The following is a 25170-nucleotide window of genomic DNA, read 5'->3' as shown; positions in this document are numbered from 1 at the left end:
CCCCTCCCCCTCGAGGGGAGGGTGGCCCGAAGGGCCGGGAGGGGGTCCTGCGTGCAGTGCGCCGACCTCCATTCTGGTGCATGCCTTGGAGGAAAATGATCGCAATGCCGTGGCACATGGCGCAGGTTGTAATAGATAAGGTCAAGCAAGTCATCGGCGACCCCACCCGGCCGCTTCGCGGCCACCCTCCCCTCGAGGGGGAGGGGAACGTCGGCGCGAGGGAGAAACCATGACCCACCCCGCCGAAATCCTTGGCCTTCCCAAGCCCGCCTGGGCGGCGGACGAGGTCGGCATGCTTTACGACATGGCGCACCGCTTCATGTCGGAAGAGATCGCGCCGCGTTACGACGAGTTCGAGAAGAACGAAATGGTCGACCGCGAGAGCTGGCTGAAGGCGGGTGCTGCCGGCCTGCTCTGCGCCTCTATGCCGGAGGAATATGGCGGATCGGGCGGCACCTTCGCGCATGAGAGCGCCATCATCGAGGCGATCGGCCATGTCGGCGTCGACGGGTTCGGCATTGGCCTGCACAATTCGATCGTTGCCCCCTACATCCTCCATTACGGCTCGGACGAGCAGAAGAAGAAATGGCTGCCGAGGCTGGCGACCGGCGAGCTGATCGGCGCCATCGCCATGACCGAGCCCGGTGCGGGCTCCGACCTTCAGAGCGTCAAGACGCGCGCCGAAAAGGACGGCAACCAGTACAAGCTCAACGGCTCGAAGACCTTTATCACCAACGGCCAGCTCGCCAATTTCATCATCGTCGTTGCCAAGACCGATCCTGAGAAGGGCGCCAAGGGCATCTCGCTGATCGTCGTCGAGACTGACGAGGTGGAAGGTTTCGAGCGCGGCCGCAACCTCGACAAGATCGGCCTCAAGGCCAACGACACGTCGGAACTGTTCTTCAACGACGTGCGTGTGCCGACCTCGAACCTGCTCGGCAACGAGGAAGGCCAGGGCTTTGTCCAGTTGATGCAGCAATTACCGCAGGAGCGGCTGCAGATCGGCACCACTGCTATTGCCATGGTCGAGCGGGCGCTGGCGCTTACCATCGACTACGTCAAGGAGCGCAAGGCCTTCGGCAAGGCCATCATCGAATTCCAGAACACCCAGTTCAAACTTGCCGAATTGAAGACCGAGGCGACCATCGGCCGCGTCTTCTATAATGACTGCGTTGCCCGCCACATCAACGGCGGCCTCGACCCGGTGACCGCGTCTATGGCCAAATACTGGCTGTCGGACCTGCAAGGAAAAGTCGTCGACGAATGCCTTCAATTGCATGGCGGCTATGGCTACATGAATGAATATCCGATTGCGCGCATGTTCCGCGACGCCCGCGTCCAGCGCATCTACGGCGGCACCAACGAGATCATGAAATTGCTGATCGGGCGCTCGCTCTGAGCGAGTTTCAGCAAACCCAAGGAGCAGGAAAATGGCCGAAGCTTATGTCTATGATGCCGTGCGCACGCCGCGCGGCAGGGGCAAGAAGGATGGCTCGCTGCACGAAGTGCCGGCGGTGCGGCTCGGCGCCAAGGTGCTCGAGGCCATCCGCGACCGCAACGGGCTGGACACCGGCACCGTCGACGACATCATCTTCGGTTGTGTCGATCCGGTTGGCGAGGCGGGTGCGGTCATTCCACGTGCCGCCGCTTTCGAGGCCGGCTACGACACCAAGGCGCCTGGCATGCAGATATCGCGCTTCTGCGCCTCGGGCCTCGACGCCATCAATTTCGGCGCCGCCAAGATCGCACAGGGCGCCGACGAGATCGTCATTGCCGGTGGCATCGAATCGATGTCGCGCGTCGGCATGGGCGCCTCCGGCGGCGCCTGGTTCATGGACCCATCGGTCGGCCTGCCCGGCTGGTTCGTGCCGCAAGGAATCTCGGCCGACCTGATCGCCACCAAATACGGCTTTTCGCGCGACGACGTCGATGCCTACGCGGTCGAAAGCCAGAAGCGTGCCGCCAAGGCGTGGGGCGAGGGCCGCTTCAAGAATTCGGTGATCTCGGTCAAGGACCAGAACGGCCTGACCATCCTCGACCATGACGAACATATGCGGCCCTCGACCGACATGCAGTCGCTGGCCGCGCTCAACCCGTCCTTCGTCATGCCCGGCGAAATGGGCGGCTTCGACGCCGTCGCCGTGCAGAAGCATCCCGAGGTGGAACAGGTCAACCACGTCCACCATGCCGGCAATTCCTCCGGCATCGTCGATGGCGCGGCGGCCGTGCTGCTCGGCTCGAAAAAGGCGGGAAAGACGCTCGGCCTCAAGCCGCGCGCACGCATCCGTGCGTTCGCCAACATCGGCTCCGAACCGGTGCTGATGCTGACCGGCCCCGTCGACGTCACCGAGAAGCTGTTGAAGCGGGCGAAGATGAAGCTGTCGGACATCGACCTGTTCGAGCTCAACGAGGCCTTCGCTTCGGTGGTGCTGCGCTACATGCAGGCTTTCGACATTCCGCATGACCGGATCAACGTCAATGGTGGGGCCATCGCCATGGGCCATCCGCTCGGCGCCACCGGTGCGATGATCTTCGGTACGGTGCTGGACGAATTGGAACGCCGCGACCTCAACACCGCGCTGGTGACGCTTTGCATCGGCGCCGGCATGGGCACTGCAACGATCATCGAACGCGTCTGACGGAGAGAGATGATGAGCTACACCAATTTCACCCTCGACATCGGCGCCGACGGCATTGCGCTGGTCACCTGGGACATGCCGGACCGTTCGATGAACGTCTTCACCGAGGAGGTGATGCTCGAACTGAATACCATCGTCGACAAAGTGGCGAGCGATGCAGCGATAAAGGGCGCGGTGATCACCTCCGGCAAGGATACGTTCTCGGGCGGCGCCGACATCACCATGCTGCAGAAGATGCTGGCGACCTTCGCCGCCGACAAGGCGAAGGACCCGGAGAAGGCGACCAAGGCGCTGTTCGACAATGCGGGCACCATGAACGGCCTGTTCCGTAAGCTGGAAACTTCGGGAAAGCCATGGGTTTCGGCGATCAACGGCACATGCATGGGTGGCGCGTTCGAATTGTCGCTCGCCTGCCATGGCCGTGTCGCGGCCGATTCAGACAAAGTGAGGATGGCGCTTCCCGAAGTGAAGATCGGCATTTTTCCGGGCGCCGGCGGCACCCAGCGCGTGCCACGGCTGACCGACCAGCAGCAGGCGCTGCAAATGCTGACGTCCGGCCAGACGCTGTCGCCTCAGAAGGCCAAGTCGATGGGCCTGATCCATGAGATTGCCGAGCCGGACAAGCTGGTCGAAACCGCCAAGGCGATGATCAGGAACGGCTTGAAGCCGGTGGCGCCATGGGATGAAAAGGGCTTCAAGCTGCCCGGCGCCCCGATCTATTCGGTGGCCGGTGCCAATCTGTGGCCCCCGGCCATCGCCATTCTGCGCCGAGAGACCTATGGCAATTATCCCGCCGCTGCCGCCATCCTGAAATGCGTCTATGAGGGCCTGTTGGTGCCGTTCGACACCGCCTTGCGGATCGAGCAACGCTATTTCACCGAGATCATGCAGACAAGGGAAGCGGCAGCGATGATCCGTTCGTTGTTCGTGTCGCTGCAGGAACTGAACAAGGGCGCGCGCCGCCCGGCCGATGTGCCGGAAACGAAGTTCAAGAAGATCGGCGTACTCGGCGCCGGCTTCATGGGCGCCGGCATCGCCTATGTGACGGCCAGGGCCGGCATCCCGGTGGTGCTGCTCGACCGCGACATGGAGTCCGCCGCCAAGGGCAAAGCGCATTCCGAGACCCTTATCTCGGATCAGGTGAAGAAGGGCCGTGCCAAGCCGCAGGACAAGGATCGGTTGCTGTCGCTGATCACGCCGACGGCCGATTACGCCGATCTTGCCGGCTGTGATCTTGTGGTCGAGGCGGTGTTCGAGGATTCGGCCGTCAAGAAGGATGCCACCGAACAGGCCGAGGCTGTGCTCAAGCCGTCGGCGATCTTCGCGTCGAACACGTCGACCATCCCAATCACATCGCTGGCTAGGAATTCGGCGCGCCCGAAGAATTTCATCGGCATTCATTTCTTCTCGCCGGTCGACAAGATGATGCTGGTCGAGATCATCCTCGGCAAGAAGACCGGCGACAAGGCGCTGGCCACCGCGATCGACTTCGTCCGCGCCATCAAGAAGACGCCGATCGTCGTCAACGATACGCGCGGCTTCTATGTCAATCGCTGCGTGCTGCGCTACATGTCGGAAGCCTACAAGATGCTGATCGAAGGTGTTCCGGCGCCGATGATCGAAAACGCGGCCAAGGCCGCCGGCATGCCGGTCGGTCCTCTGGCGTTGACCGACGAGACTGCGATCGACCTTGCCCAGAAGATCATGAAGCAGACCATGCGCGACCTCGGCGACAAGGCGGTCGACCCGAAGCAGATGGCGCTGATCAACACGATGGTCGACACGCATGGTCGCTTGGGCCGCAAGAACGGCAAGGGCTTCTATGACTATCCGGCAAAACCGGCCAAGAAGAAGCTGTGGCCAGGCCTCAGGGACCTCTACCCGCAGCTGTCGCCGGAGCAGGTCGATTATGAGGAACTGAAGCAGCGGCTGCTGGTCACCATCGCGCTTGAGGCGGTACGGGTGATGGAAGAGGGCATCGTTACCGACCCACGCGAGGCCGATGTCGGCTCGATCCTGGCCTTCGGCTTCGCGCCCTATACCGGTGGTGCACTGTCCTACATAGACGGCATCGGCGCGAAAAAATTCGCTAAGATCGCCAAAGGCCTGCAGAAGAAATACGGTGCCGAGTTCAAGGCGCCGAAGCTGTTGCTCGACATGGCCGAGAAGGGCGAGACCTTCTACGAGCGCTTCGATCCTTATACCAGAAACGAGGCCAAGGAGGCGGCGTGACGCCGTCTTCGACGGTGGACAAGATGGCGGCCAAGGGATAGAACAGGGAAGGTATTTTTTCCTGTTTCGAAGGAAGAGCAAGGTGCTCTCGCACGACCGCGTTTGGGCCGCCATCGACGCTCTTGCCGAGCGTTATTCGCTTTCGGCCTCTGGACTGGCCAGGCGCGCTGGCCTCGACTCGACCGCCTTCAACAAATCGAAGCGGCTGTCCTCAGATGGACGGCCGCGCTGGCCGTCGACCGAATCGCTGGCCAAGATCATCGAGGCGACCGGCGCCTCGCTGGATGAATTTGCGGGGCTGGTCGAGGGTCGGGGTAATTCCGACGCACTACCCGTGCAGAGATCGTCGGTGCCGCTGCTCGGCTTCGCCCAGGCGGGCGCCGGTGGCTTCTTCGACGACGCCGGGTTTCCAGCGGGGCAGGGATGGGACCTGATCGAGCTTCCGGCACGGGCAACCGAAACCTCCTATGCCTTGAAGGTCCAGGGCGATTCCATGCTGCCGCTCTATCGCAATGGCGATGTCCTGATCGTCGAGCCAGGGGCTACCATACGAAAGGGTGATCGCGTCGTCGTCAAGACCAATGCCGGCGAGGTGATGGCCAAGGTGCTCGACCGCCAGACACCGAGGTCGATCGCGCTGGTCTCCCTCAATCCCGATCACCCGGACCGCGACATCCCCATGCGCGATGTCGAATGGGTGGCGCGGATTGTCTGGGCAAGCCAGTAGGCGCGGGGCCGGTGCGTCTGCCTCACCTTGCCTTGGCTGTTCTGGCGATCCCGGCGATGGCCACGGCAATTGTCGCCGGCGGCCGCGCCGTCCAGAGCGAAAGCGGCGGCCCCTGGGAGCAAATCCAGGTCGGCGCTGAACCGCAGCCCGCCGCGCCGGCTACGTCGGCCATCCCGAAATCAGTGCCGGCCAAGCAGGCGGCGCATTCGAGGGCAATCGATCCAGAAATCGTGGTGCCGCCGCAGCTCGGTTCCAACGAGCTTGAACGGATAGAGCCGCGCGCCCCGTTGAGCGATCTGGCATTGGCCGGACCGCCCAAGCCGCCAAAAACGAAAATGCCCGACGACTGGAAAGGCACGAAACTATTCCAGCCCGTCGCGTCGGCCGCCGGGGTCATCGAAGCAAAGGGCTATTCGATTGCGGTTTCCGGTATCGACATCGTCAAGCAGGAGGAGACTTGCACCGACGGCGGCGAGTCCTGGAATTGCGGCATTCGGGCGCGAACGGCCTTCCGCGCCTTTCTCCGCAGTCGTGCGGTGGTCTGTGCCGTGCCGCCCGAAGGCGGTCGTGATCTGATCGCCGCCGAGTGCCGGATCGGCAATCAGGATATCGGCCAATGGCTGGTCGAAAATGGCTGGGCGCGCGCCGCCAAGGGCGGCCCTTACGTAGAAGCCGGCGAGAAGGCGCGTGCAGCAAAAAAAGGCGTCTTCGGGCCGGCGCCGAGCGTTTCAGGCCTGCCGCCGCTCCCGGCTGCTGCGTCGCGATCCGCGCCTGTAGCGCCTAGCTCGATCCTGGAGGAGCAAGACGGCGTCCTCATGCCGCCAGCTGACCAGCCAGCGCCCGCTGAATGAGCTCGCGCGTTTCGGCGATGCCGTAGAGCGCGGCGAAGGAGCCGAAGCGCGGCCCGCGTTCCTGACCTATCAGCACCTGATAGATCATCTGGAAGAAGGCGACGGAGACACCGGGTCCGCCCTCCGGGCTCTGCTTGGAATGATCCTGGTAGCGCTCGATCTTGCGCGCAACATTGAGGGCAGCGTTCTGGATTGCCTCGCTGTCGGCATCAGCCGGCAGCTCGGCGAGCGCTTCCGAAAGCTTGGTCAGCGCCTCGCGCTCGACCGCGTCGGCAGCACGGTACACTTTCGCCAGCTTCACGAAATCGTCGAAATAGCGGATGGCATATTCGGCCAGCCGGTCGAGCTCGGGATGGGTTGTCGGCGTCACACCCGGCGCGTGGCGCGAAATGAAACCCCACAGCACGTCCCTGTTCTGCGCATTCGAGGCGCTGACCAGGTTGAGCAGCAGCGAGAACGGAACCGGCAGGTCGACTGCCGGGGGATTGCCGTCATGCATGTGCCAGACCGGATTGCCCAGCCGCTCCTTCCAGTCCTGCCTCTGATAGGCAGAGAGGAACGTGTAGTATTCGTCTACCGCCTTCGGGATGACGTCGAAATAAAGCTTCTTCGCGGTTCGCGGGCGCTGGAACATATAAAGGCTAAGGCTCTCGGTCGGCGCGTAAGTCAGCCACTCGTCGATGGTCAGCCCATTGCCCTTCGACTTCGATATCTTCTGGCCGTTCTCATCGAGGAACAGCTCATAATTGAAGCCCTCCGGTGCCGGAGCATCGAGCGCGCGGCAAATCTGCCCGGCGAGCTTGACGGAATCGATCAGATCCTTGCCGGACATCTCGTAATCGACGCCGAGTGCTGCCCAGCGCATCGCCCAATCTGGCTTCCATTGCAGCTTGGCATGACCGCCGGTCACCCGCGTCTCGAAGCGCTCGCCGGTGTCCGGGTCGCGCCACACGATGGTGCCGGCGTCGAGCTTGCGCTCGTCGATCGCGACTTGCATGACGATGCCGGTCTTGGGATGGATCGGCAGGAAGGGCGAATAGCTCAGCGCCCGCTCCTCGCGCAGTGACGGCAGCATAATTGCCATCACCCTATCGAAGCGCTCGAGCATCTTGAGCAGCGTCGCGTCGAAGCGGCCGGAAGTATAATAGTCGGTCGAGGAAGCGAATTCGTAATCGAAGCCGAAACGGTCGAGGAAAGCGCGCAGCCGTGCGTTATTGGCGGCGCCGAAGGACGGATACTCATTGGAGAACGGGTCCGGTATCCTGGTCAGCGGCTTGCCGAGATAGGCGCGCAGCATGTCCTTGTTAGGCACATTGTCCGGCACCTTGCGCAATCCGTCCATGTCGTCGGAGAAGCACAGCAGCCGCGTCTTGACCTTGTCTTCAGTCAGCACGCGGAAGGCGTGGCGCACCATAGATGTGCGCGCCACCTCGCCGAACGTGCCGATGTGCGGCAGGCCGGACGGGCCGTAGCCAGTCTCGAACAGCACCGTTTCCGGGTAGCCGCTGCTCGCATAGCGGGCGACGATCTTTTTCGCTTCCTCGAATGGCCACGCCTTGCTTTCGGCGGCGGCGGCGAGGACTTCCGGGCTGAGATCGATCGGCTGTTGTTCGGCCATGATGCTATTCCTGCAACTTTGCCAGCATCCATGCCGGCAGCCGCATGCTCTAGACCATGATCCCGAAAAGTGGAACCCGGTTTTCGGGCAGGACCGTGATCAGGCAAGAAGATTAAGAGCCCCCGTCCCGATAGTCAGGATGGATCAAGTTCCAAGGCGTGATCGGAGCGCCAACGATCGCGGCTGTTTTTCCTTGCGGCGCCGGTCCCTCGTTCCTAACTTCGGGACCATCTCAAGGAGTTGTAAATGCCATTGTCGCCACACGAAGCCATGATCTACCTGATGGTCATCACCTCGGCGTCAGACCGCGACATGACCGACGTCGAACTGGCGCGGATCGGCGACGTCGTTCGATCCTGGCCGGTGTTTGAGGATTTCAACCAGGAGCGGCTGGTCGAGGTCGCCCAGGCCTGCCAGAAAATGCTGCATGAAAAGGATGGGCTGGAGGGCGTCCTGGCGCGCGTCGCCGAGGCGCTGCCCGAACGCCTGCGTGACACCGCCTATGCCGCCGCCTTCGAGGTCGCAGCTGTCGATCTCGAAATGCGCCTGGAGGAGGTGCGCGTCCTGCAGCTCGTCCGCCGGGAACTCGACCTCGATGCGCTGGCGGTCGCCGCCATTGCGCGAGCCGCCAAGGCCCGCCTTCGCACGCTGACCTGAGCCGGCGGCCAAGCTCAGAAAAAACTGACGGGAAAATAGCGCAGATAGAACTCGGCGAACGTGCCTTTCACCGAGATTTCCTGCAGCGCGTAGTCGAAAGCGGCGGCCAGTGCCGGATCGTCGGCCCTGGTGGCGATTGCCATGCCTGAGCCGAGATATTCGGGCGCCAGATAGGGGCCGCCGGCAAAGCGGCAGCAGCCCGCTGCATCCGAACCGCCGAGCCAGAAGGCGAAACGCATGCCGTCGCCGAAGGCGGCGTCGATCTTGCCGGCTTTCAGCTCGCCATAAAGCTCCTCCGGCTTTGCGAACGGGACGATTTGGACGTCGCCGAAATAATCGCGCAGCATCCGCTCGTGCGCGGAGCTGGCGATCACGCCGACACGCTTGCTGCGCAACTTGTCGAACATTGGTTCGGTCAGCGCCTGTGTCTTCAGCATGATGAAGCGTGCCGGAAATTGCAGGTAGGAGCGTGAAAATGCGTATTTCGACCGCGACTCCGGCGTCGCGGCGATGCCGGCAATGATCGCTTCGCCCTCGCCTTTCTCGAGCGCACCTTCGAGCTCGGCCCAGGGCAGCGCCTGGATCTGGCATTTTTCGGCAATGCCGAGCTCGGCGCAGATGGCGCGCGCCAGGTCGACATGGAAGCCCGACAGCCGGCCTGCCCCATCGAGGAAATTGAACGGCGGGAAATCCGTGGTGGTCAGGAATCGCAGCCGCGGCAGCATCGAAAGGTCCGGCTTTGGCAGCCGCTCCTTGGCGTCCCAGAACACCGGCACCTGCGGCTCCGCGGCGAGCGCAGCAACCGCAAGCGATTGCGCTCCGATCAATATCGAGATCAATGAAATGGATATGCGCCGAAACGCCACGCGACGACTCCGTCCGGTCTTGCCCCGGCTTTCGTACGAAATAACAGGTTTTTGTACGAAAAAAACACAGGTACGACGGTTTTTGGTTTCATCATTGCAATTTAGGGATATTGTTTAGTGAGTTTGCAAGTGACTGCGTGATGCCGGCTGAAGAGGAGCAGTAGGACGCACAGGGGAGGCAGCTTTGCAGTCCGGGGTTGATGGCGTGGTGCGGGTTGATCACTGCCATTGGCGTCAAGAGCGGAAGGCAACATGGGGTAGATGTTGCGATGGGTCATTTCGATCGTACGCTGGAGTTGATAGATCAGTTGCAGCACGCCGGCACAGCCGCCGCCGTCTGCGAAAAGCTGCTGGGGGTAACAAGCGGGTTCGGGCTGACGGCGCTGATGGCCGGGACGGTTCCGCAACCTGGCACGCCGAGAAACCAGCAAAAGGACCATGTGCTGCTCTGCGACTGGCCGGCTGAATGGCTTGAGCGCTACGTCGCGCGCAACTACGTCGATCACGACCCCGTCGTCAGCCACATGAAGCAGCTTCAAGCGCCATTCCAGTGGCGGGAAGCATCTCAGGGCATCCGCATCGGCAAGAGCGGCGGCGAGGTGATGGGCGATGCCGGCGAATTCAAGCTGCGCGACGGGTTGGCCTTCCCGCTAATCACGCTCGATGGCCAGATCGTCATGGTGTCGCTAGGCGGCGAGGCTGTCGAATTGTCGAGTGCCGAGTTCGGGTTGGTGTCGCTGGTCTCGACTTATGCGATTGGCCGCGCAATGCAGCTCCACACCATGGCGGGCAAAACCATCGATCATGTCGAATTAACGCCGCGTGAGCGCGAATGCCTGCAATGGGCTGCTGTCGGCAAGTCCGAATGGGAGATTTCACAAATTCTCGGCATTTCGGAACACACGTCAGAGAAACACCTTCTTAACGCCAAAAGCAAACTCGGTGCCGTCAACCGGGTCCAGGCCGTCGCGGAAGCGATAAGGCGCGGCTATATTAACTAGGTCGGCCGCGCCGGCCTAGAAATTCTTGCTTGCGTGATCGCGTAATTTTTTTGGGAAAGCACGGCCGTATCTTCCTATTGAAACTAGGAGACGGCAAATGCTTTTTTCCCTCACGACCCAGGAATTGATGGAACGGCCCGACCTCTGGGAGGCAGTTCATCGTTTGCGTTACAGAGTTTTCGTCGAAGAGATGGGATGGACCGATCTGCAGCGCCCTGATGGCCTCGAGATCGATCAATTCGACCACGACGAGGCAGTGCACCAGATCGTCATCCGCAATGGCGAGCTCGCCGGTTATCAGCGGATGTTGCCGACGACCCGGGCACATCTTCTAACCGATGTGCTGGCGGACCTTTATGAGGGAACCCCACCGTCGGGCCCGAATGTCTATGAACTGACCCGCTATGCGGTTGCGCCGGGATTCCGCGACGGTCGGCGCGGCGTGTCGACGGTCGGCACCGAGCTGATCGCCGGCTTCGTCGAGTGGGGTCTGAAGCGCAACGTCAACCAGGTGATCATCGAATTCGAGCCGATGTGGGTGCTTCGCGCGCTGCAGCTGCATTTCCTGGCAACGCCGCTCGGTTACCAGCGTACCTATGGCAACCAGCAGGTGGTTGCCACACTGCTCACCTTCAACGAGCACACGCTCGACGTGGTGCGTTCGCGCCGCAACCACTTTGCGCCGGTGCTGGCCAGAGGGTACCCGGACATGCTCGGACAGAGACGCGCCTCGTGAGATTGGAGAGAGGCCATGAACGTTCACTCAAAAGCAGAATTCCGCAATCACACGCTGATCGTCACGGTATCGTCGGGTGACGGCCGTCCGGTGCTGGACAGGCGGGCCTATGAAAGCCTGGCCAGAACATTCCACGAAGCCGCTGTCGACGACGACGTCCGCGTCGTGGTCCTGCGCGGCTTGGCCGGGTGCTTCTGCCTCGGTGCCGATTTCTCCGAATTTCTCGACGCCACCAAACATCGGCGACTGATCGCCGCCGTCACCGATATGTTCCGCACGCTGGCGACGTTCCCGAAACCGGTCCTTGCCTGTGTCGACGGCGACGCCGTCGGCGTCGGTTGCACCATCCTGTTCCACTGCGACATGGTGATCGCCTCGAGCAAGAGCACGTTTCGGGTGCCGTTCGTCGATTTCGGCCTGGTGCCGGACGCGGCGACCAGCATTCTGGCGCCGCAGAAGCTCGGCTATGCCGGGGCGTTCCGCTTCTTCTGCCTGGGCGACACGCTCGCCGCCGAAGATGCCAGGGCACTGGGCCTTGTCGGCGAGATCGTGACGGACGGCAGCGTCGAGGAAGCCACGTTGGCAAGAGCCAGGCAACTCGCCAAGAAGCCTGTCGCGGCGCTGCTACAGACGCGCGACCTGCTTAGGGGCGACACCGGCGCGCTCTGCGACCGCATCGACCAGGAGATCTCGCTTTTCCAGCAGGCGCTGCAGGACGACACCACGCTGAAGCGACTGCAGCGGATTGCCCGGCTGGCGGCATGAGAGCCGCGTATCGATGAGGTGAGCTTATTTTTCGAGGAAAGTCGGCCCTTCGCCGATGATCTTCTTGTCCTCCTTGCCGATGACGTCGAGGTCGCGGCCGTCATAGGGAAGCGAAAGGAGAATGCGCTGCATGACGGCCAGCCGCGCGCGCCGTTTGTCGTTCGCCCGCACAATGATCCAGGGCGCGAACTCCTTGTGCGTGCGCTCGACCATCAGGTCGCGCGCTTTGGTGTATTCGTCCCATTTGGTGATGCCGGCGATGTCGATTGGCGAAAACTTCCAGCTCTTCAGCGGGCTCCAGCGGCGGTCGTGGAATCGTTCGAGCTGCGTTTCCCGGCCGATGTTCAGCCAGAATTTGAAGAAATGTATGCCCTCGTTGCGGATCATCCGCTCGAAATGCGGAACCTCGTCCAGAAATTGCTCGTGCTGCTCGGGCGTGCAGAATCCCATCACCGGTTCAACGCCGGCGCGGTTATACCAGGAGCGGTCGAAGGTGACGAATTCGCCCGACGTCGGGAAGTGGTCGACGTAGCGCTGGAAGTACCATTGTCCAAGCTCGGTGGGCGTTGGCTTGGTCAGCGCCACGTTGCGCGCCGTGCGAGGGTTCAGATACTGGCGCAAAACGAAGATCGTGCCGCCCTTGCCGGCAGCGTCGCGCCCCTCGAACAGAGACATTACCCGCTTGCCCGTCGACTGCAGCCACGCCTGCGCCTTGACCAGCTCGATCTGCAGCTTCTCTAGCCTCTCGTCATACTCCTCGCTCTTCATCTTCTTGTCGTAAGGGTAACCGCCGGCGGTGAGCTTGCGGTCCCCGACCCAGTCGGGAAGCGCGGGGGCCTCGATGTCGAACGCCCTCTCCTTGCCGTCGATCATGATCTTCAGCGGCCCCGATGAGGGTGCGGCGGGGCTTTCCTTAGCGTTTTTCATCGAGGCGAACCTTTCCAGCTTCCGGACTCGTGCTATTGGGAGCCTTACTGCATCGGCCCAAAAATCGGAATCGATTTTCGGAAAGAACGATGCAGCAGATAAAGTGGTAGAGCGTCCTTTGTGCGTCCAATTGGACGCACTGCGCTCTAGCGCCGGTCCAGCAAGAAGTTCTTGAAGTGGCCGCAGACGGAGCGCAAATGGCCGACATCGGCACAGAGCGGAGAGGCAGGGCGCAAGCCGTCGCCATGCGGCTGTGGAACAGCCGCTGGCTGCTGGCGGCCGGCCTCGTTGCGGTTCTGATGGTCTATGGTTTTGCCGGCATGTCTGGCTATGTGGTGCTGCTGGCTGGCGCCGTGCTGGTTGCCGCTGCGATGCTGCCGGCCGGCATCGCCCGCCAATCGACCGAAAATGCCGCGGCCATCGAGTCGAGCGTGCAACAACTTTCCGGCGAATATCTCGCGGCGGCGGTTGCCGATCCGCTGATCATTTTCGATCGCTCCGCCGCCATCGTCCACGCCAACGCTGCTGCCTTTGCCGCCTTCGGCGGGATTGCGCCCGGCATGTCGCTGTCGCTGAAATTCCGCGCGCCGGAAATGCAGGCCTTGCTGGATAGTATCTTGGCGGGCAACGTCGCTTCGGACAGCGTCGACTACATAGAAAAGCTGCCGGTCGAACGAGCCTATCGGGTGAGCGCGTCTTCAGTCGGCCATGCCACGGATCTCTACGTGCTGGTGTTCAAGGACCAGAGTGAGGCGCGCCGGATCGACAGAATGCGTGCCGACTTCATTGCCAATGCCAGCCACGAGCTGCGCACGCCTCTCGCCTCGATCGCCGGCTTCATCGAGACGCTGCGCGGGCCGGCCCGCAACGACCCCGCGGCGCGCGAGCAGTTCCTGCAGATCATGCAGAACCAGACCAGCCGCATGGCGCGCCTCATCGACGACCTTCTGTCGCTGTCGCGCCTGGAGATGAAGCCCTATCTCAAGCCGGGAACCGAGGTCGACCTGCGCCAGGCCATCGACAGCGTCATCGATTCGCTTGGGCCGCTCGCAAAGGAAAACGGCGTCGTCATCGAGCGTGATTTCGCGGAAGGGCCGCTCGACGTGCCCGGCGATCGGGACGAGCTTTTCCAGGTCTTCGAAAACCTGCTGGAAAACGCCTGCAAATATGGTCAGTCGGGCGGACGCGTCGTGGTGTCGATCATACGCAGCGACAGCGATCCCGAACCGGGCATCGACGTCACCATCAGGGATTTCGGCCCCGGCATCCCCGAAGAGCACATCCCGCGCATCACCGAGCGCTTCTACCGCGTCGACGTCGAGAACAGCCGAACCCAGAAGGGCACCGGCCTTGGCCTGTCCATCGTCAAGCATATCCTGACCCGCCACAACGCCAGGCTCTCCATCAGGTCGGAGGTCGGCAAGGGTGCGGCGTTCACGGTCCATTTGCCGGCTCGCTAACGTAGTACTATCTCTAGCACATAATGGGCCGTTTCTTTTTTCTGTCATCCGGCTAGCGTATCAGCGGGGATTCGAGGGAACGACTCAACCACGAGATCCCGGGAAGGCATTTCGTCCATGCAGTCCGTGCATATCGTCAGCGCCTATGACGAGGAGCTGAAATATCTGTCGAAGCGCATCGCGGCGATGGGCGGGCATGCCGAGCGCATGGTCGAGCAGGCGGTCGCGGCGCTGGTCAATGCGGATCCGGGGCTTGCCCAGAAAGTCATTCGGGACGACCTGGTTCTGGATGAGGGACAGCGCGAGATCGACGACAAGGCGATCATCATCATCGCCAAACGCCAGCCGATGGCGACGGATCTGCGCGAGATCGTCGGCGCGATCCGCATCTCGGCTGACCTCGAACGGGTAGGCGACCTCGGCAAGAACGTCGCCAAGCGGGTGGTTGCCGTCGCAGACGGGCGCCAGCCGAACAGCCTGTTCCGCGGCCTCGAGGCTTTGGCCAATCTGGCACTGACCCAGCTCAAGGAAGTACTCGACGTCTATGCGTCGCGGTCGGTGGAGAAAATCGGTTTCGTGCGCGACCGCGACGACCAGATCGACGCCATGTACACCTCTCTGTTTCGCGAATTGCTGACCTACATGATGGAAGACCCACGCAACATCACGCCCTGCACACATCTCCTGTTTTGCGCCAAGAACATCGAGCGCATCGGCGACCACGCTACCAACATCGCCGAGACGATCTACTATATCGTCACCGGCGATCAGATGCCGGCCGATCGTCCGAAGGGCGACAAGACGGACAAGATTATTCTTCCCGCAACCCAACCAGCGAAGTGAGTTCTCTCAGCACTGATGCGAATTTCGGATTCGCCACCTGACAGAAAATTGCGCTAAGCTTTCGACGCGCCGACTTCTCAGTTCCGCGATGAAGGCCCCGCCTTCAGGAGGCTGCGATGGAATACGTCCGCGAGTTTGCTCCTGCGCCGCCGATGTCGGGTATAATCGCTTGCGGCGTCTATACGGCTGGGCGGCGCATCGCCGACATTCCGATCGAGGAAGCCGGCGAATGGGCCGGGAAGCCGGGCCACGTGGTCTGGATCGGACTGCTGGAGCCCGACCGCAATTTGTTGCTGCGCGTCCAGGCGCAATTTCATCTGCATGAGCTGGCGATCGAGGACGCCGAGCATCCGCACCAGCGACCGAAGATCGAGCAATATGGTGATGCCCTGTTCATCGTTGCCCGCACGGCGCAGCTGATCGACAGCCGCGTCACCTTCGGCGAGACGCATCTGTTCGTCGGCGCGGGCTACATTGTCAGCGTCAGGCATGGCCCGTCGACCTCCTACGCCGCCGTTCGCCAGCATTGGGAAAGCTGCCCACATTCCCTTGCCAAGGGCGAGGATTTCGTCCTCTACGCCATTCTCGACTTCATCGTCGACAACTATATGCCGGTGCTTGAGCAGATCGAAAACGAGGTCGAGGCGATCGAGGACAAGGTTCTGCTGAAACCGATGACCGGCTCCGATATCGAACGGCTTTATATGCTGCGCCGCGATCTCTTGCGCCTGCGTAATGCGGCCCTGCCGCTGGTGGAGGTCTGCCGGCGGCTCACCAGCGCCGATCTGCCGCAAATCCACACAGCCATGCACCCGCTGTTTCGCGACGTCACCGACCACATCCGCACTGTCCAGGAAAAGATCGACAGCCTGCGTGAGGTTCTCGCCTTCGCCTTCGAGGCGAGCCTTCTGGTCGGTCAAAGCCAGGAGACGGCGATCTCCAAGAAGCTTGCCTCATGGGCCGCAATCTTGGCCGTGCCGACGGCATTCGCCGGCATTTACGGCATGAATTTCAGCGACATGCCGGAACTGAGGATGGAATATGGCTACCCGGCCGTCCTGGCGACAATTGCCCTGATCTGCACGTTTCTTTACTGGCGGTTTCGCAAGAATGGGTGGCTTTGAAGCGAGGGCAGTAGGGCAGTAGGGCAGTAGGGCAGTAGGGCAGTAGGGCAGTAGGGCAGTAGGGCAGTAGGGCAGTAGGGCAGTAGGCTATCGCTTCGGGAGCGCGCTTCTCTACAATTCACCTACTGCCGTACTGCCTTACTCCCCTATTCCCCTAACTATCTGCTCCGCCGCCGCTCCGATGCCGGCTGGAACGCCACGCGGGCGTGGTACTTGCAGTAGGGGCCGGTTTCGGCGGCGTCGTTGCCGCAGAAATGGAAGTCTTCCGAAAGCGGATCGCCGTTCGGCCATTTGCAAGTGCGCTCGTTGAGTTCGACAAGTTGCAGATGCCGCGAGATCGGCACGACGACGTTCTCGACCGGGCGGATATAGTGGCGCGCCACCGGTTCGGCATCGAACTGCGCCTTGAGCGCGGTCGCACCGATCGACATCGAGGTGGTGGCATGGCGCGTGGCGCTTGCTGCCCGGGACACCGATTTCTGGATCGTCGATCCCTGCACCGTCTTCTTCTGGCGTGCCGGTGAGGCGGTCGTGCGTCCGCGACCGGACAGTTTCAGCCGGTGCACTTTGCCGATGACCGCATTGCGGCTGACCCCGCCAAGCTGTGCGGCGATCTGGCTGGCGCTGAGGCCCTCCGACCACAATTTTCTGAGAAGTTCGACTCGCTCGTCAGTCCAGTTCATGAGACCGCGCTCCTGCTGAAACGTGCGGCAATCGGAATCCATTCCCGACCCGGCTTCTGCCGGGCAGACACCACATATATCGGGTGATTAGGTCCGCCGCACGAAATCTAGTTATTTCTCTACTACAATTACCTTATGCGCTGACTCGGTGACAAGAGTCCCAAGGCAAACACGAATCGGTTTTTTCGGTTTTCCCCAACTTGCCCGGTCGCTTATGAGCCGGCGTTATGCTGGGGGGCTTGCCGCGCGACCTTGCGCGACCTTTTCGTTGACTTCACGGCCGAAAAACACGATAAGCCACAAGGGCCGCCGCTTTGGCGGCTTTTTGATTTTTCCGGTTCCGGAGACGCATATAATGAGCGGTTCGGCGCTTTTCGAGACCTTTGTTCGCGCACCCCTGGCTTTCGACCACGGTGAAGGCACCTGGCTGGTCACCGACAAGGGCGAGCGATATCTCGATTTCGCCGGCGGCATCGCCGTGAATTCGTTGGGCTACAGCCATCCGCATCTGGTCGCGGCCCTCACCGAGCAGGCCGCCAAGCTCTGGCACGTCTCCAATCTGTACGAGATTCCGGGACAGAGCCGGCTCGGTGAGCGGCTGGCCGACGCAAGCTTCGCCGACAAGGTGTTCTTCACCAATTCCGGCGCAGAGGCGCTCGAATGCGCCATCAAGACGGCGCGGCGCTATCACTTCGTCAAGGGCCATCCCGAGCGCTACCGCACAATCACCTTCGAAGGCGCCTTCCACGGCCGCACCCTGGCGACCATCGCCGCCGGCGGCCAGTACAAGTATCTGGAAGGTTTCGGCCCCAAGGTCGACGGCTTCGACCAGGTCGGTTTCGACGATATGGATGCCGCCGAGAAGGCGATCACGCCTGAAACCGCGGCGATCCTGATCGAGCCGGTGCAAGGCGAGGGCGGCATCAGGCAAGTGCCGACGCAATCGCTGAAGCGGCTCAGGCAGCTCTGCGATCAGCACGGACCGCTCCTGATTTTCGACGAGGTCCAATGCGGCGTCGGCCGCACCGGAAAGCTGTTCGCGCATGAGTGGGCGGGTGTCACACCCGACCTCATGGCGGTGGCCAAAGGCATCGGCGGCGGCTTCCCGATGGGTGCCTGCCTCGCCACCGACGAGGCAGCGGTCGGCATGACCGCCGGCGTGCACGGCACCACCTTCGGCGGCAATCCGCTGGCAATGGCGGTCGGCAACGCCGTGCTCGACGTGGTGCTGGAAGACGGCTTTCTCGAAGACGTCCGGCGCAAGGCACTGCTGTTGAAGCAGGGGCTCGCTGGCGTCGCCGACGAATTTCCGGATGTTATCGAAAGCATCAGGGGTAACGGCCTGATGCTCGGGCTTAAATGCGCGATGCCCAATACCAAGGTCACGGTGGCACTGCGTGACCAGCATCTCTTGACGGTTCCGGCAGGCGACAACGTTATCCGCCTGCTACCGCCTCTCACCGTCACCGACGCCGAGATCCACGAAGCGCTCGAGCGCATTCGTGCCGGCGCCAAGAGCCTGGCAGATGCCATCGTCGCTGCCGCTGCGAAGTAATCCTGGAATTTCTGATGTCCCTTCGCCATTTCACCGATCTTTCCGCCGTTTCCGAAGGCGATCTGCGCTTCATGCTCGACGACGCAGCGGTGCGAAAGGCAAGGCTCAAGGCCGGCGAACGCAGCAAGCCGCTCGAAGGCAAGGTGCTGGCGATGATCTTCGACAAGCCGTCGACGCGCACGCGCGTGTCGTTCGACGTCGGTATGCGGCAGTTGGGTGGCGAGACGATCATGCTGACCGGCACCGAGATGCAGCTTGGCCGTTCGGAGACCATTGCCGACACGGCCAAGGTGCTGTCGCGCTATGTCGATGCCATCATGATCCGCACCACCTCGCATGACCGGCTGCTGGAACTGACGGAAAACGCTACGGTCCCCGTCATCAACGGGCTGACCGACGAGACCCATCCCTGTCAGCTGATGGCCGACATCATGACCTTCGAAGAGCACCGCGGTCCGGTGGCCGGCAAGACGATCGCCTGGACCGGCGACGGCAACAACGTGCTGCATTCGCTGCTGGAGGCATCTGCGCGGTTCCATTTCAAGCTGAACGTCGCCGTGCCCGAGGGCAGCGAACCGGCCCAGAAGCATGTCGACTGGTCGAAAGCCAATGGCGGCAAGCTGAAATTCACCCGTTCGCCCGAGGAGGCCGTTCACGAGGCCGACTGCATCGTCACCGACTGCTGGGTGTCGATGGGCCAGGAGCACCGAGCCCGCGGCCACAATGTCTTCCTGCCCTATCAGGTCAATGCGGCACTGATGGCGAAAGCCAAGCCGGACGCGCTGTTCATGCACTGTCTACCGGCGCATCGCGGTGAGGAGGTTACCGACGAGGTCATCGACGGACCGCATTCGGTGGTGTTCGATGAGGCCGAGAACCGGCTCCATGCCCAGAAGGCGGTCCTGGCCTGGTGCCTGGGCGCTTGATACGAGCCGCGGTGATCCGGGCCGGCCTGATCTGCGCCGCCTTGATCTGGGCCGCCTTGATCCGGGAGTTGGTGGTGCCTATCTCAGGCGCATCACGCAAATCGAGCGCGTCTCGTCGCATGCGCCCCGGAGGGCGGCATCGCCGCGCCCCGGAGCTTTGTCATGTTGGAAACTCATCAATTGGCTGAACATAAACCCAAGCTCGGCGAATTCGGCTACGCCGGCGACGACCATGTCGTGCCGTTCGAGGTCGGCCCGCTCGACGTGCGCGGTCGCACCGTCCAGCTCGGGCCGATGCTCGATGCTATTCTCAGCCGCCACGACTATCCCGAGCCGGTCGCCCGGCTCCTGGCTGAAGCCTGTGTGTTGACGGTATTGCTCGGAACTTCGCTGAAGTTCGAGGGCAAGTTCATTCTGCAGACCCGCACCGACGGGCCGGTCGACATGCTGGTCGCGGATTTCTCCACGCCGCAAGCGCTGCGCGCTTATGCCCGCTTCGATGCCGACCGGCTGCAGGCTTTGACTTCTGCCGGCGAGACGTCACCGCAGACGCTGCTCGGCAGCGGCGTCCTGGCGCTGACCATCGACCAGGGCGCTCACACACAACGCTACCAGGGCATCGTCCAGCTCGACGGCGTCACACTGGAAGATGCCGCACGCACTTATTTCCGCCAGTCGGAGCAGATTCCGACCGACCTCCGGCTTTCGGTTGCCAAGCTTCTGACGCCCGGCGTCGGCGGTGCCCGCGAGCAATGGCGGGCCGGTGGCCTGCTGGCACAATTCCTGCCGCAGTCGGCGGAGCGCATGCGCGTACCCGACCTTCCCGGTGGCGACGGCGATCCGCGTGAGGAAATCCACGACCCGACCGACAATTCCTGGCAGGAGCTGCTGGCGCTGGTTGGTACTATTGAACCGACCGAGCTGATCGATCCGACGATCGGCGCCGAACGGCTGCTTTACCGGCTTTTCCACGAGCATGGCGTCCGCGTGTTCGGCGGGGTGCCGGTCGCCGACCAGTGCTCATGCTCGAGGGAGAAGATCCACGGCATCCTCGAAGGCTTTTCCGCCGAGGAGATCAGGGACAGCACCGAGGATGGCAGCATTCACGTCGCCTGCGAATTCTGCTCGAAGCAATATGACTTCGACCCGGCGGAGTTTGCAGCGGCCGGATGACGGCCGTCAATTGACGGTGCGCCGCATTCCCGGCAAGTCGAGCGAGAAGGCGGGGATGGCGACGTCGAACGTCTCGCCCCGCTTGTTGCGCATGGTGTAGTGCCCGACCATGATGCCGGACGGCGTCGAGAGCGGGCATCCAGACGTATACTGATAGCTGTCGCCGGGGTTGAGTCCGGGTTGCTCGCCGACGACCCCGGGGCCGCGCACTTCCTCGACCTTGCCGGTGCCGTCGGTAATGTGCCAGTAGCGCGACAGAAGCTGCACGAACTCATCCGACTGATTGTCGATGGTCACCTGATATCCCCAGACATAGCGGTTTTGCGACGGGTCGGAGTGATCCTCCAGATAGAACGGCCTGACCTGCACTTCGATGTTGCGGGTGACGGCGCTGTACATAAACTGCTCCAAAGCAATGTAGATGGAACTTTCGACGCTCAGCGCAGTTTGATCAACGATGCGCGTCATCTCCTTGCCCGACTCGAGCGCAGGTGCCGAAAAACAATGTCATTTGAGTGACACATGACAATGATGGTGTGCAGGCTTGTGCCGGGCGACTCAGCGTTCTGTCGAATTGTTGAAAACGGCCATCATGCGGCCGGCACTTCTGGAGTGACCAGATCTCGATGGAACCGACATTCGCAGCCGCCCTCCTTTCCATAGCCCTCCTTCTTTCAAATCTCGCCAGCATCCTGTTAGCTTCGCTGAAGCTGAAGCGACCAGCCAGGATCGCACCGCCCGCGGCCAACGCGCCGCCGGTATCGATCGTCATCCCGGCGCGCGGCGTCGAGCCGTTTGCCGAAGAGACGCTGGAGCGCGCCTTCTCACTCGACTGGCCGCGCTACGAACTCATCTTCTGCGTTGCCCATGCCGACGACCCGGTGGTCAAGCCGATCACCGCCGCAATGGCGCGCTTTCCAGCTATTCGCGCCCGCCTTCTAGTCGGTGACGACCGCATCAGCGGCAATCCAAAACTCAACAATTGCGTGAAGGGTTGGGAAGCGGCGCATTATAGCTGGGTCATCCTTGCCGATTCCAACGTGCTTATGCCGAGCGACTACGTCCAGCACCTGATGGCGGCGTGGCGGCACGACACCGGCCTGGTCTGCTCGACGCCGATCGGCTCGCGGCCGGACGGCTTCTGGGGGGAGGTCGAATGCGCCTTTCTCAACACGCTGCAGGCACGCTGGCAGTACGCCGGAGAGGCGCTCGGCCTCGGCTTCGCGCAGGGCAAGAGCATGTTGTGGAATAAGCCGATGCTCGACGCCAATGGCGGCATCTGCGCGCTTGCTGCCGAGATCGCCGAAGACGCCGCCGCGACCAAGCTGGTCAACGGGTTCGGACTGCGGGTCAATCTTGTCGCCTCGCCCTTCGAACAGCCGCTCGGCCGGCGCACGTTTGGCGAGATCTGGTCGCGGCAGACGCGCTGGGCGCGGCTGCGCCGCGTCACCTTCGCGCTGTTCTTCGCCCCCGAGATCCTGATCGGCGCAGCGCCGCCGCTGGTGCTTGCGCTGATCGCGGCGGCTGACGCCGGCGTCAGCCTGCCGGCAACCGCCATCGCCGTGCTGGTCGCGGCCTACCTGCCGGAATGCGCCTTGGCCTCGGCCAAGGGATGGCACCTGTCGCTGCGCACCATCCTGGCGATGATGGCGCGAGACCTGATGCTTCCCGCCATTTGGGCGCGCGGATGGCTGAGCGGCGCCGTCGACTGGCGCGGCAATGTGATGACTATCCAGACCAAGGCCGTCGCGGAGCTGGAAGAGACCCCGTCCGGCGCCTGATCGGCGCGTCCCCGCTCGCCTCTATTCGGCCAGCCCTTATCCGGCAACTCTCAGTGCCTGCTCGATGTCTTCGAGCAGGTCGTCGGCGTCCTCAAGGCCAACTGACAGCCTGAGCGTTCCCGGTCCGATGCCGAGCTCGGCGCGGGCCTCATCGGTCAAGTTCTTGTGCGTCGTCGTCGCCGGATGGGTGATCAGGCTCTTGGCGTCGCCGAGATTGTTGGAAATCAGCACGACGTCGAGTGCGTTCTGGAAGGCAAAGGCCGCCTGCTTGCCGCCCTTCACATCGAGGCAAATCAGCGTCGAGCCGCCCGACATCTGCTTCTGGACCACGGCCGCTTGCGGGTGGTCGGCGCGGCCGGGATAGATGACGCGGGCGATTTGCGGGCGCTCGGCGAGGAAATCCGCGATGCGGCCGGCACTTTCCGTCTGCTGGCGTACGCGCAGCGGCAGCGTCTCCAGGCCTTTCAGCAGCGTCCAGGCATTGAAGGGCGAGAGGCTTGGGCCGGTGTGGCGGAAATAGTCATGCAGGTTCTCGTCGATCCATTTCTTGTCCGACAGAACGATGCCGCCAAGACAGCGCCCCTGGCCGTCAATATGCTTCGTGGCCGAATAGACGACGATGTGGGCGCGGAGCTGCAGGGGTTTCTGCTGCAAGGGCGTGGCGAAGACATTGTCGACGATCAACCTGGCGCCGATCGAATTGGCAAGTGCCGCGACGGCAGCAATGTCGACTACCTCCAGCGTCGGATTGGTCGGGCTTTCCAGGAAAAACAGTTTGGTGTTGGGCTTGACCGCCTTTTCCCAATTGGCGATGTCGGTGCCGTCGACCAGCGTTGCCTCAATGCCGTATTTCGGCGCCAGCGTCTCGACCACCCAGCGGCAGGAGCCGAACAGCGCGCGCGCCGCCACGATATGGTCGCCCGCCTTGGCGCTGCACAGCAGTGCTGCCGTCACCGCCGCCATGCCGGATGCCGTGGCGCGCGCGTCCTCGGCTCCTTCCAGCGCGCACATGCGTTTCTCAAACATGTCGACCGTCGGATTGGCATAGCGCGAATAGATGAAGCCCGGCTCCTCGCCCTTGAAGCGCGCTTCCGCCGCTTGCGCCGTCTCGTAGACATAGCCTTGGGTGAGATACATCGCCTCGGAGGTCTCGCCGAAGCCGGAACGCAGCGTTCCGGCATGCACGAGTGCGGTCTGAGGCTTCCAGTCGCGCTTCTTGGTCATCATTCTATCCAAACACCAAAATTGGTCCAAACAACAAAAAACCGGTCGCGAAAGTCGCAACCGGTCCATATGGCCTTGCGGCCCGACGGTCCTTTAGCGACTTGTTTAACGTGGCTGCAAGCCGACCGGCCAAATCACCACGGGATAACGAGCTTTAGACCCGCGCCACGCTTGCGTCAATTGCCGGCATGATTAAGAGGATTGTACCAAGCAGGTGCCAAAGGCGTCCACGGTCGGACCTGCGACAGAACAAGACCTCGCCCGGCGTTCGAACGGAGCCAGACCCTTGCGGCAGACAGGCATTCTTCCCGATCAGGATATTTCCGCGCTGTTCCAGACGGGCGCGCTGAAATCGCCGCGCACGCTCGATGCCGATCAGATCCAGCCGGCCAGCCTTGACCTCAGGCTGGGCGACAAGGCCTGGCGGGTGCGCGCTTCCTTCTTGCCCGGCCCGGACCACAGGGTTGTCGATAAGCTCGACCGGCTGAAGCTGCACGAGATCAACCTCGCCGAAGGTGCCGTGCTGGAAACCGGCTGCGTCTACATCGTGCCGCTGCTCGAAAGCCTGGCGCTGCCCGCCCATATTTCCGCCTCCGCCAACCCGAAAAGCTCGACCGGACGGCTCGATATCTTCACCCGGGTAATGACCGACCGTGGCCACGAGTTCGACAAGATCGCCGCCGGCTATGAAGGCCCGCTCTATCTGGAGGTCAGCCCGCGCACTTTCCCGATCGTCGTGCGGACCGGCTCGCGGCTGTCGCAGATCAGGTTCCGCACCGGCAATGCGCTCTTGTCGGAAAGCGAGCTGCACGACCTGCACCGCGCCGAGATGCTGGTCGCCACCGAACCGCCCAACATCTCAGGCGGCGGCATCGCGCTGTCGATCGATCTCGACGGCGACAAGGACGGGCTGGTCGGCTATCGCGGCAAGCACCACACCGGCCTGGTCGACGTCGACAAGCGCGCCGCGCAGGATGTCGTCGATTTCTGGGAGCCGCTCTACAAGAGCGGTGCCGGCGAGCTGGTGCTCGATCCGGACGAATTCTATATTCTGGTGTCGCGCGAGGCGGTGCATGTGCCGCCGCTCTACGCGGCCGAAATGACGCCTTTCGACCCGCTGGTCGGCGAGTTCCGCGTCCATTATGCCGGTTTCTTCGACCCGGGTTTCGGCCATTCGGCGTCGGGCGGCACCGGCAGCCGGGCGGTGCTCGAGGTGCGCAGCCATGAAGTGCCGTTCATCCTCGACCACGGCCAGATCGTCGGACGGTTGGTCTACGAGCACATGCTGAAACGGCCGCGGGCGCTCTACGGCACAGATCTAGGCTCGAACTATCAGGCGCAGGGCCTGAAACTGTCCAAGCATTTCCGCGCTGCGCGCTGAG

The 25170-nt window shown here is 62.5% G+C and carries 23 protein-coding genes and 1 riboswitch; of the genes, 17 read left to right on the top strand and 6 right to left on the bottom strand.

The genetic code is table 11. The annotated features are described in order from the left end of the window. Positions 1–229 precede the first annotated feature (229 nt). The 5 genes from NKI97_RS16415 (at position 230) to NKI97_RS16395 (ending at position 6449) form a co-directional block, all read left to right on the top strand. Complete coding sequence (locus NKI97_RS16415) at positions 230–1399, top strand: acyl-CoA dehydrogenase family protein (protein WP_352744459.1); 1170 nt, start codon at positions 230–232, stop codon at positions 1397–1399. A gap of 31 nt (positions 1400–1430) precedes the next feature. Beyond that, positions 1431–2639 (top strand): acetyl-CoA C-acetyltransferase, encoded by a 1209-nt coding sequence (locus tag NKI97_RS16410; protein ID WP_352448635.1) that lies wholly within the window; start codon positions 1431–1433, stop codon positions 2637–2639. Positions 2640–2651: 12 nt separating this feature from the next. After that, complete coding sequence (locus tag NKI97_RS16405) at positions 2652–4871, top strand: 3-hydroxyacyl-CoA dehydrogenase NAD-binding domain-containing protein (protein WP_352835386.1); 2220 nt, start codon at positions 2652–2654, stop codon at positions 4869–4871. Between the two features lie 82 nt (positions 4872–4953). Then, complete coding sequence (locus NKI97_RS16400) at positions 4954–5598, top strand: S24 family peptidase (protein WP_352448637.1); 645 nt, start codon at positions 4954–4956, stop codon at positions 5596–5598. Positions 5599–5609: 11 nt separating this feature from the next. Then, positions 5610–6449 carry a thermonuclease family protein gene (locus NKI97_RS16395; protein WP_352448638.1) on the top strand — a complete coding sequence of 280 codons (840 nt, stop codon included), beginning with the start codon at positions 5610–5612 and terminating at the stop codon, positions 6447–6449. Here NKI97_RS16395 and NKI97_RS16390 read toward each other — a convergent pair. Further along, complete coding sequence (locus NKI97_RS16390) at positions 6412–8067, bottom strand: lysine--tRNA ligase (RefSeq protein WP_352835322.1); 1656 nt, start codon at positions 8065–8067, stop codon at positions 6412–6414. The genes NKI97_RS16395 and NKI97_RS16390 overlap by 38 nt on opposite strands. Before the next feature lie 246 nt (positions 8068–8313). Between NKI97_RS16390 and NKI97_RS16385 the strand changes: the two genes are divergently transcribed. Continuing rightward, the gene (locus NKI97_RS16385; RefSeq protein WP_352448640.1) at positions 8314–8724 is read left to right on the top strand and encodes a tellurite resistance TerB family protein; all 411 of its coding nucleotides are present in this window, start codon (positions 8314–8316) and stop codon (positions 8722–8724) included. 14 nt (positions 8725–8738) lie between these two features. Here NKI97_RS16385 and NKI97_RS16380 read toward each other — a convergent pair whose 3' ends face one another. Further along, positions 8739–9590 (bottom strand): ABC transporter substrate-binding protein, encoded by an 852-nt coding sequence (locus NKI97_RS16380; RefSeq protein WP_352448641.1) that lies wholly within the window; start codon positions 9588–9590, stop codon positions 8739–8741. A gap of 269 nt (positions 9591–9859) precedes the next feature. Here NKI97_RS16380 and NKI97_RS16375 point away from each other — a divergent pair, with 269 nt between their 5' ends. The 3 genes from NKI97_RS16375 (at position 9860) to NKI97_RS16365 (ending at position 12092) form a co-directional block, all read left to right on the top strand. After that, positions 9860–10591, top strand: coding sequence for a helix-turn-helix transcriptional regulator (locus NKI97_RS16375; RefSeq protein WP_023677341.1), 732 nt, complete (start codon positions 9860–9862; stop codon positions 10589–10591). 97 nt (positions 10592–10688) lie between these two features. After that, complete coding sequence (locus NKI97_RS16370; protein WP_023677342.1) at positions 10689–11327, top strand: acyl-homoserine-lactone synthase; 639 nt, start codon at positions 10689–10691, stop codon at positions 11325–11327. A gap of 15 nt (positions 11328–11342) precedes the next feature. Further along, positions 11343–12092, top strand: a complete 750-nt coding sequence (locus tag NKI97_RS16365; protein ID WP_023677343.1) for an enoyl-CoA hydratase-related protein — start codon at positions 11343–11345, stop codon at positions 12090–12092. 24 nt (positions 12093–12116) lie between these two features. Here the strand turns inward: NKI97_RS16365 and ppk2 are convergent, their stop codons facing one another. Further along, positions 12117–13019: a polyphosphate kinase 2 gene (ppk2, locus tag NKI97_RS16360; protein ID WP_352448642.1), complete on the bottom strand. Its 903-nt coding sequence runs from the start codon at positions 13017–13019 to the stop codon at positions 12117–12119. A gap of 197 nt (positions 13020–13216) precedes the next feature. On the opposite strand from ppk2, the gene NKI97_RS16355 reads away from it, so the two are divergent. The 3 genes from NKI97_RS16355 (at position 13217) to NKI97_RS16345 (ending at position 16446) form a co-directional block, all read left to right on the top strand. Further along, a complete protein-coding gene (locus NKI97_RS16355) occupies positions 13217–14479 on the top strand; it encodes a sensor histidine kinase (RefSeq protein ID WP_352455149.1) in 1263 nt (420 codons plus the stop codon). A 117-nt stretch (positions 14480–14596) separates the two neighbouring features. Next, positions 14597–15322, top strand: a complete 726-nt coding sequence (gene phoU, locus NKI97_RS16350; protein ID WP_023677346.1) for a phosphate signaling complex protein PhoU — start codon at positions 14597–14599, stop codon at positions 15320–15322. A 116-nt stretch (positions 15323–15438) separates the two neighbouring features. Continuing rightward, on the top strand, positions 15439–16446 hold the full coding sequence (locus NKI97_RS16345) for a magnesium and cobalt transport protein CorA (RefSeq protein WP_352680454.1): 1008 nt from the start codon (positions 15439–15441) through the stop codon (positions 16444–16446). Between the two features lie 158 nt (positions 16447–16604). Here NKI97_RS16345 and NKI97_RS16340 read toward each other — a convergent pair whose 3' ends face one another. After that, positions 16605–17129 (bottom strand): GcrA family cell cycle regulator, encoded by a 525-nt coding sequence (locus NKI97_RS16340; protein ID WP_023677348.1) that lies wholly within the window; start codon positions 17127–17129, stop codon positions 16605–16607. Positions 17130–17484: 355 nt separating this feature from the next. Here NKI97_RS16340 and NKI97_RS16335 point away from each other — a divergent pair, with 355 nt between their 5' ends. From NKI97_RS16335 to NKI97_RS16325, 3 genes are all read left to right on the top strand, one after another. Then, complete coding sequence (locus NKI97_RS16335; RefSeq protein ID WP_352835319.1) at positions 17485–18684, top strand: aspartate aminotransferase family protein; 1200 nt, start codon at positions 17485–17487, stop codon at positions 18682–18684. Positions 18685–18698: 14 nt separating this feature from the next. Then, complete coding sequence (gene argF, locus NKI97_RS16330) at positions 18699–19610, top strand: ornithine carbamoyltransferase (protein WP_254816329.1); 912 nt, start codon at positions 18699–18701, stop codon at positions 19608–19610. A gap of 162 nt (positions 19611–19772) precedes the next feature. After that, complete coding sequence (locus NKI97_RS16325) at positions 19773–20783, top strand: Hsp33 family molecular chaperone (protein ID WP_352457729.1); 1011 nt, start codon at positions 19773–19775, stop codon at positions 20781–20783. A 6-nt stretch (positions 20784–20789) separates the two neighbouring features. Here the strand turns inward: NKI97_RS16325 and apaG are convergent, their stop codons facing one another. Then, positions 20790–21182: a Co2+/Mg2+ efflux facilitator ApaG/CorD gene (apaG, locus tag NKI97_RS16320; protein ID WP_352457752.1), complete on the bottom strand. Its 393-nt coding sequence runs from the start codon at positions 21180–21182 to the stop codon at positions 20790–20792. Between the two features lie 227 nt (positions 21183–21409). Here apaG and NKI97_RS16315 point away from each other — a divergent pair, with 227 nt between their 5' ends. Beyond that, on the top strand, positions 21410–22564 hold the full coding sequence (locus tag NKI97_RS16315; protein ID WP_352835315.1) for a glycosyltransferase: 1155 nt from the start codon (positions 21410–21412) through the stop codon (positions 22562–22564). A gap of 36 nt (positions 22565–22600) precedes the next feature. On the opposite strand, the gene NKI97_RS16310 is transcribed toward NKI97_RS16315, so the two are convergent. Continuing rightward, positions 22601–23791 (bottom strand): O-succinylhomoserine sulfhydrylase, encoded by a 1191-nt coding sequence (locus NKI97_RS16310; RefSeq protein ID WP_352835312.1) that lies wholly within the window; start codon positions 23789–23791, stop codon positions 22601–22603. A gap of 70 nt (positions 23792–23861) precedes the next feature. Continuing rightward, positions 23862–23939, bottom strand: a riboswitch (SAM riboswitch). Between the two features lie 135 nt (positions 23940–24074). Between NKI97_RS16310 and NKI97_RS16305 the strand changes: the two genes are divergently transcribed. After that, positions 24075–25169 (top strand): 2'-deoxycytidine 5'-triphosphate deaminase, encoded by a 1095-nt coding sequence (locus NKI97_RS16305; protein WP_352457732.1) that lies wholly within the window; start codon positions 24075–24077, stop codon positions 25167–25169. The last annotated feature ends 1 nt before the right edge of the window (position 25170 follow it).

The organism is Mesorhizobium sp. M0296, from assembly GCF_040321675.1.
In the GTDB taxonomy this organism is placed as follows: Bacteria; Pseudomonadota; Alphaproteobacteria; order Rhizobiales; family Rhizobiaceae; genus Mesorhizobium.
The sequence above is the reverse complement of the archived record's forward strand: the minus strand, read 5'-3'. Positions and strand labels throughout refer to the sequence as shown.

Coding starts and splice junctions, on each gene's coding strand:
- NKI97_RS16325 (WP_352457729.1), top strand. CDS start 19,773: ATGTTGGAAACTCATCAATTGGCTGAACATAAACCCAAGCTCGGCGAA.
- NKI97_RS16310 (WP_352835312.1), bottom strand. CDS start 23,791: ATGATGACCAAGAAGCGCGACTGGAAGCCTCAGACCGCACTCGTGCAT.
- NKI97_RS16385 (WP_352448640.1), top strand. CDS start 8,314: ATGCCATTGTCGCCACACGAAGCCATGATCTACCTGATGGTCATCACC.
- ppk2 (WP_352448642.1), bottom strand. CDS start 13,019: ATGAAAAACGCTAAGGAAAGCCCCGCCGCACCCTCATCGGGGCCGCTG.
- NKI97_RS16370 (WP_023677342.1), top strand. CDS start 10,689: ATGCTTTTTTCCCTCACGACCCAGGAATTGATGGAACGGCCCGACCTC.
- NKI97_RS16410 (WP_352448635.1), top strand. CDS start 1,431: ATGGCCGAAGCTTATGTCTATGATGCCGTGCGCACGCCGCGCGGCAGG.
- NKI97_RS16415 (WP_352744459.1), top strand. CDS start 230: ATGACCCACCCCGCCGAAATCCTTGGCCTTCCCAAGCCCGCCTGGGCG.
- NKI97_RS16405 (WP_352835386.1), top strand. CDS start 2,652: ATGAGCTACACCAATTTCACCCTCGACATCGGCGCCGACGGCATTGCG.
- NKI97_RS16355 (WP_352455149.1), top strand. CDS start 13,217: ATGGCCGACATCGGCACAGAGCGGAGAGGCAGGGCGCAAGCCGTCGCC.
- NKI97_RS16365 (WP_023677343.1), top strand. CDS start 11,343: ATGAACGTTCACTCAAAAGCAGAATTCCGCAATCACACGCTGATCGTC.
- NKI97_RS16335 (WP_352835319.1), top strand. CDS start 17,485: ATGAGCGGTTCGGCGCTTTTCGAGACCTTTGTTCGCGCACCCCTGGCT.
- argF (WP_254816329.1), top strand. CDS start 18,699: ATGTCCCTTCGCCATTTCACCGATCTTTCCGCCGTTTCCGAAGGCGAT.
- apaG (WP_352457752.1), bottom strand. CDS start 21,182: ATGTACAGCGCCGTCACCCGCAACATCGAAGTGCAGGTCAGGCCGTTC.
- NKI97_RS16375 (WP_023677341.1), top strand. CDS start 9,860: ATGGGTCATTTCGATCGTACGCTGGAGTTGATAGATCAGTTGCAGCAC.
- NKI97_RS16345 (WP_352680454.1), top strand. CDS start 15,439: ATGGAATACGTCCGCGAGTTTGCTCCTGCGCCGCCGATGTCGGGTATA.
- phoU (WP_023677346.1), top strand. CDS start 14,597: ATGCAGTCCGTGCATATCGTCAGCGCCTATGACGAGGAGCTGAAATAT.
- NKI97_RS16340 (WP_023677348.1), bottom strand. CDS start 17,129: ATGAACTGGACTGACGAGCGAGTCGAACTTCTCAGAAAATTGTGGTCG.
- NKI97_RS16315 (WP_352835315.1), top strand. CDS start 21,410: ATGGAACCGACATTCGCAGCCGCCCTCCTTTCCATAGCCCTCCTTCTT.
- NKI97_RS16390 (WP_352835322.1), bottom strand. CDS start 8,067: ATGGCCGAACAACAGCCGATCGATCTCAGCCCGGAAGTCCTCGCCGCC.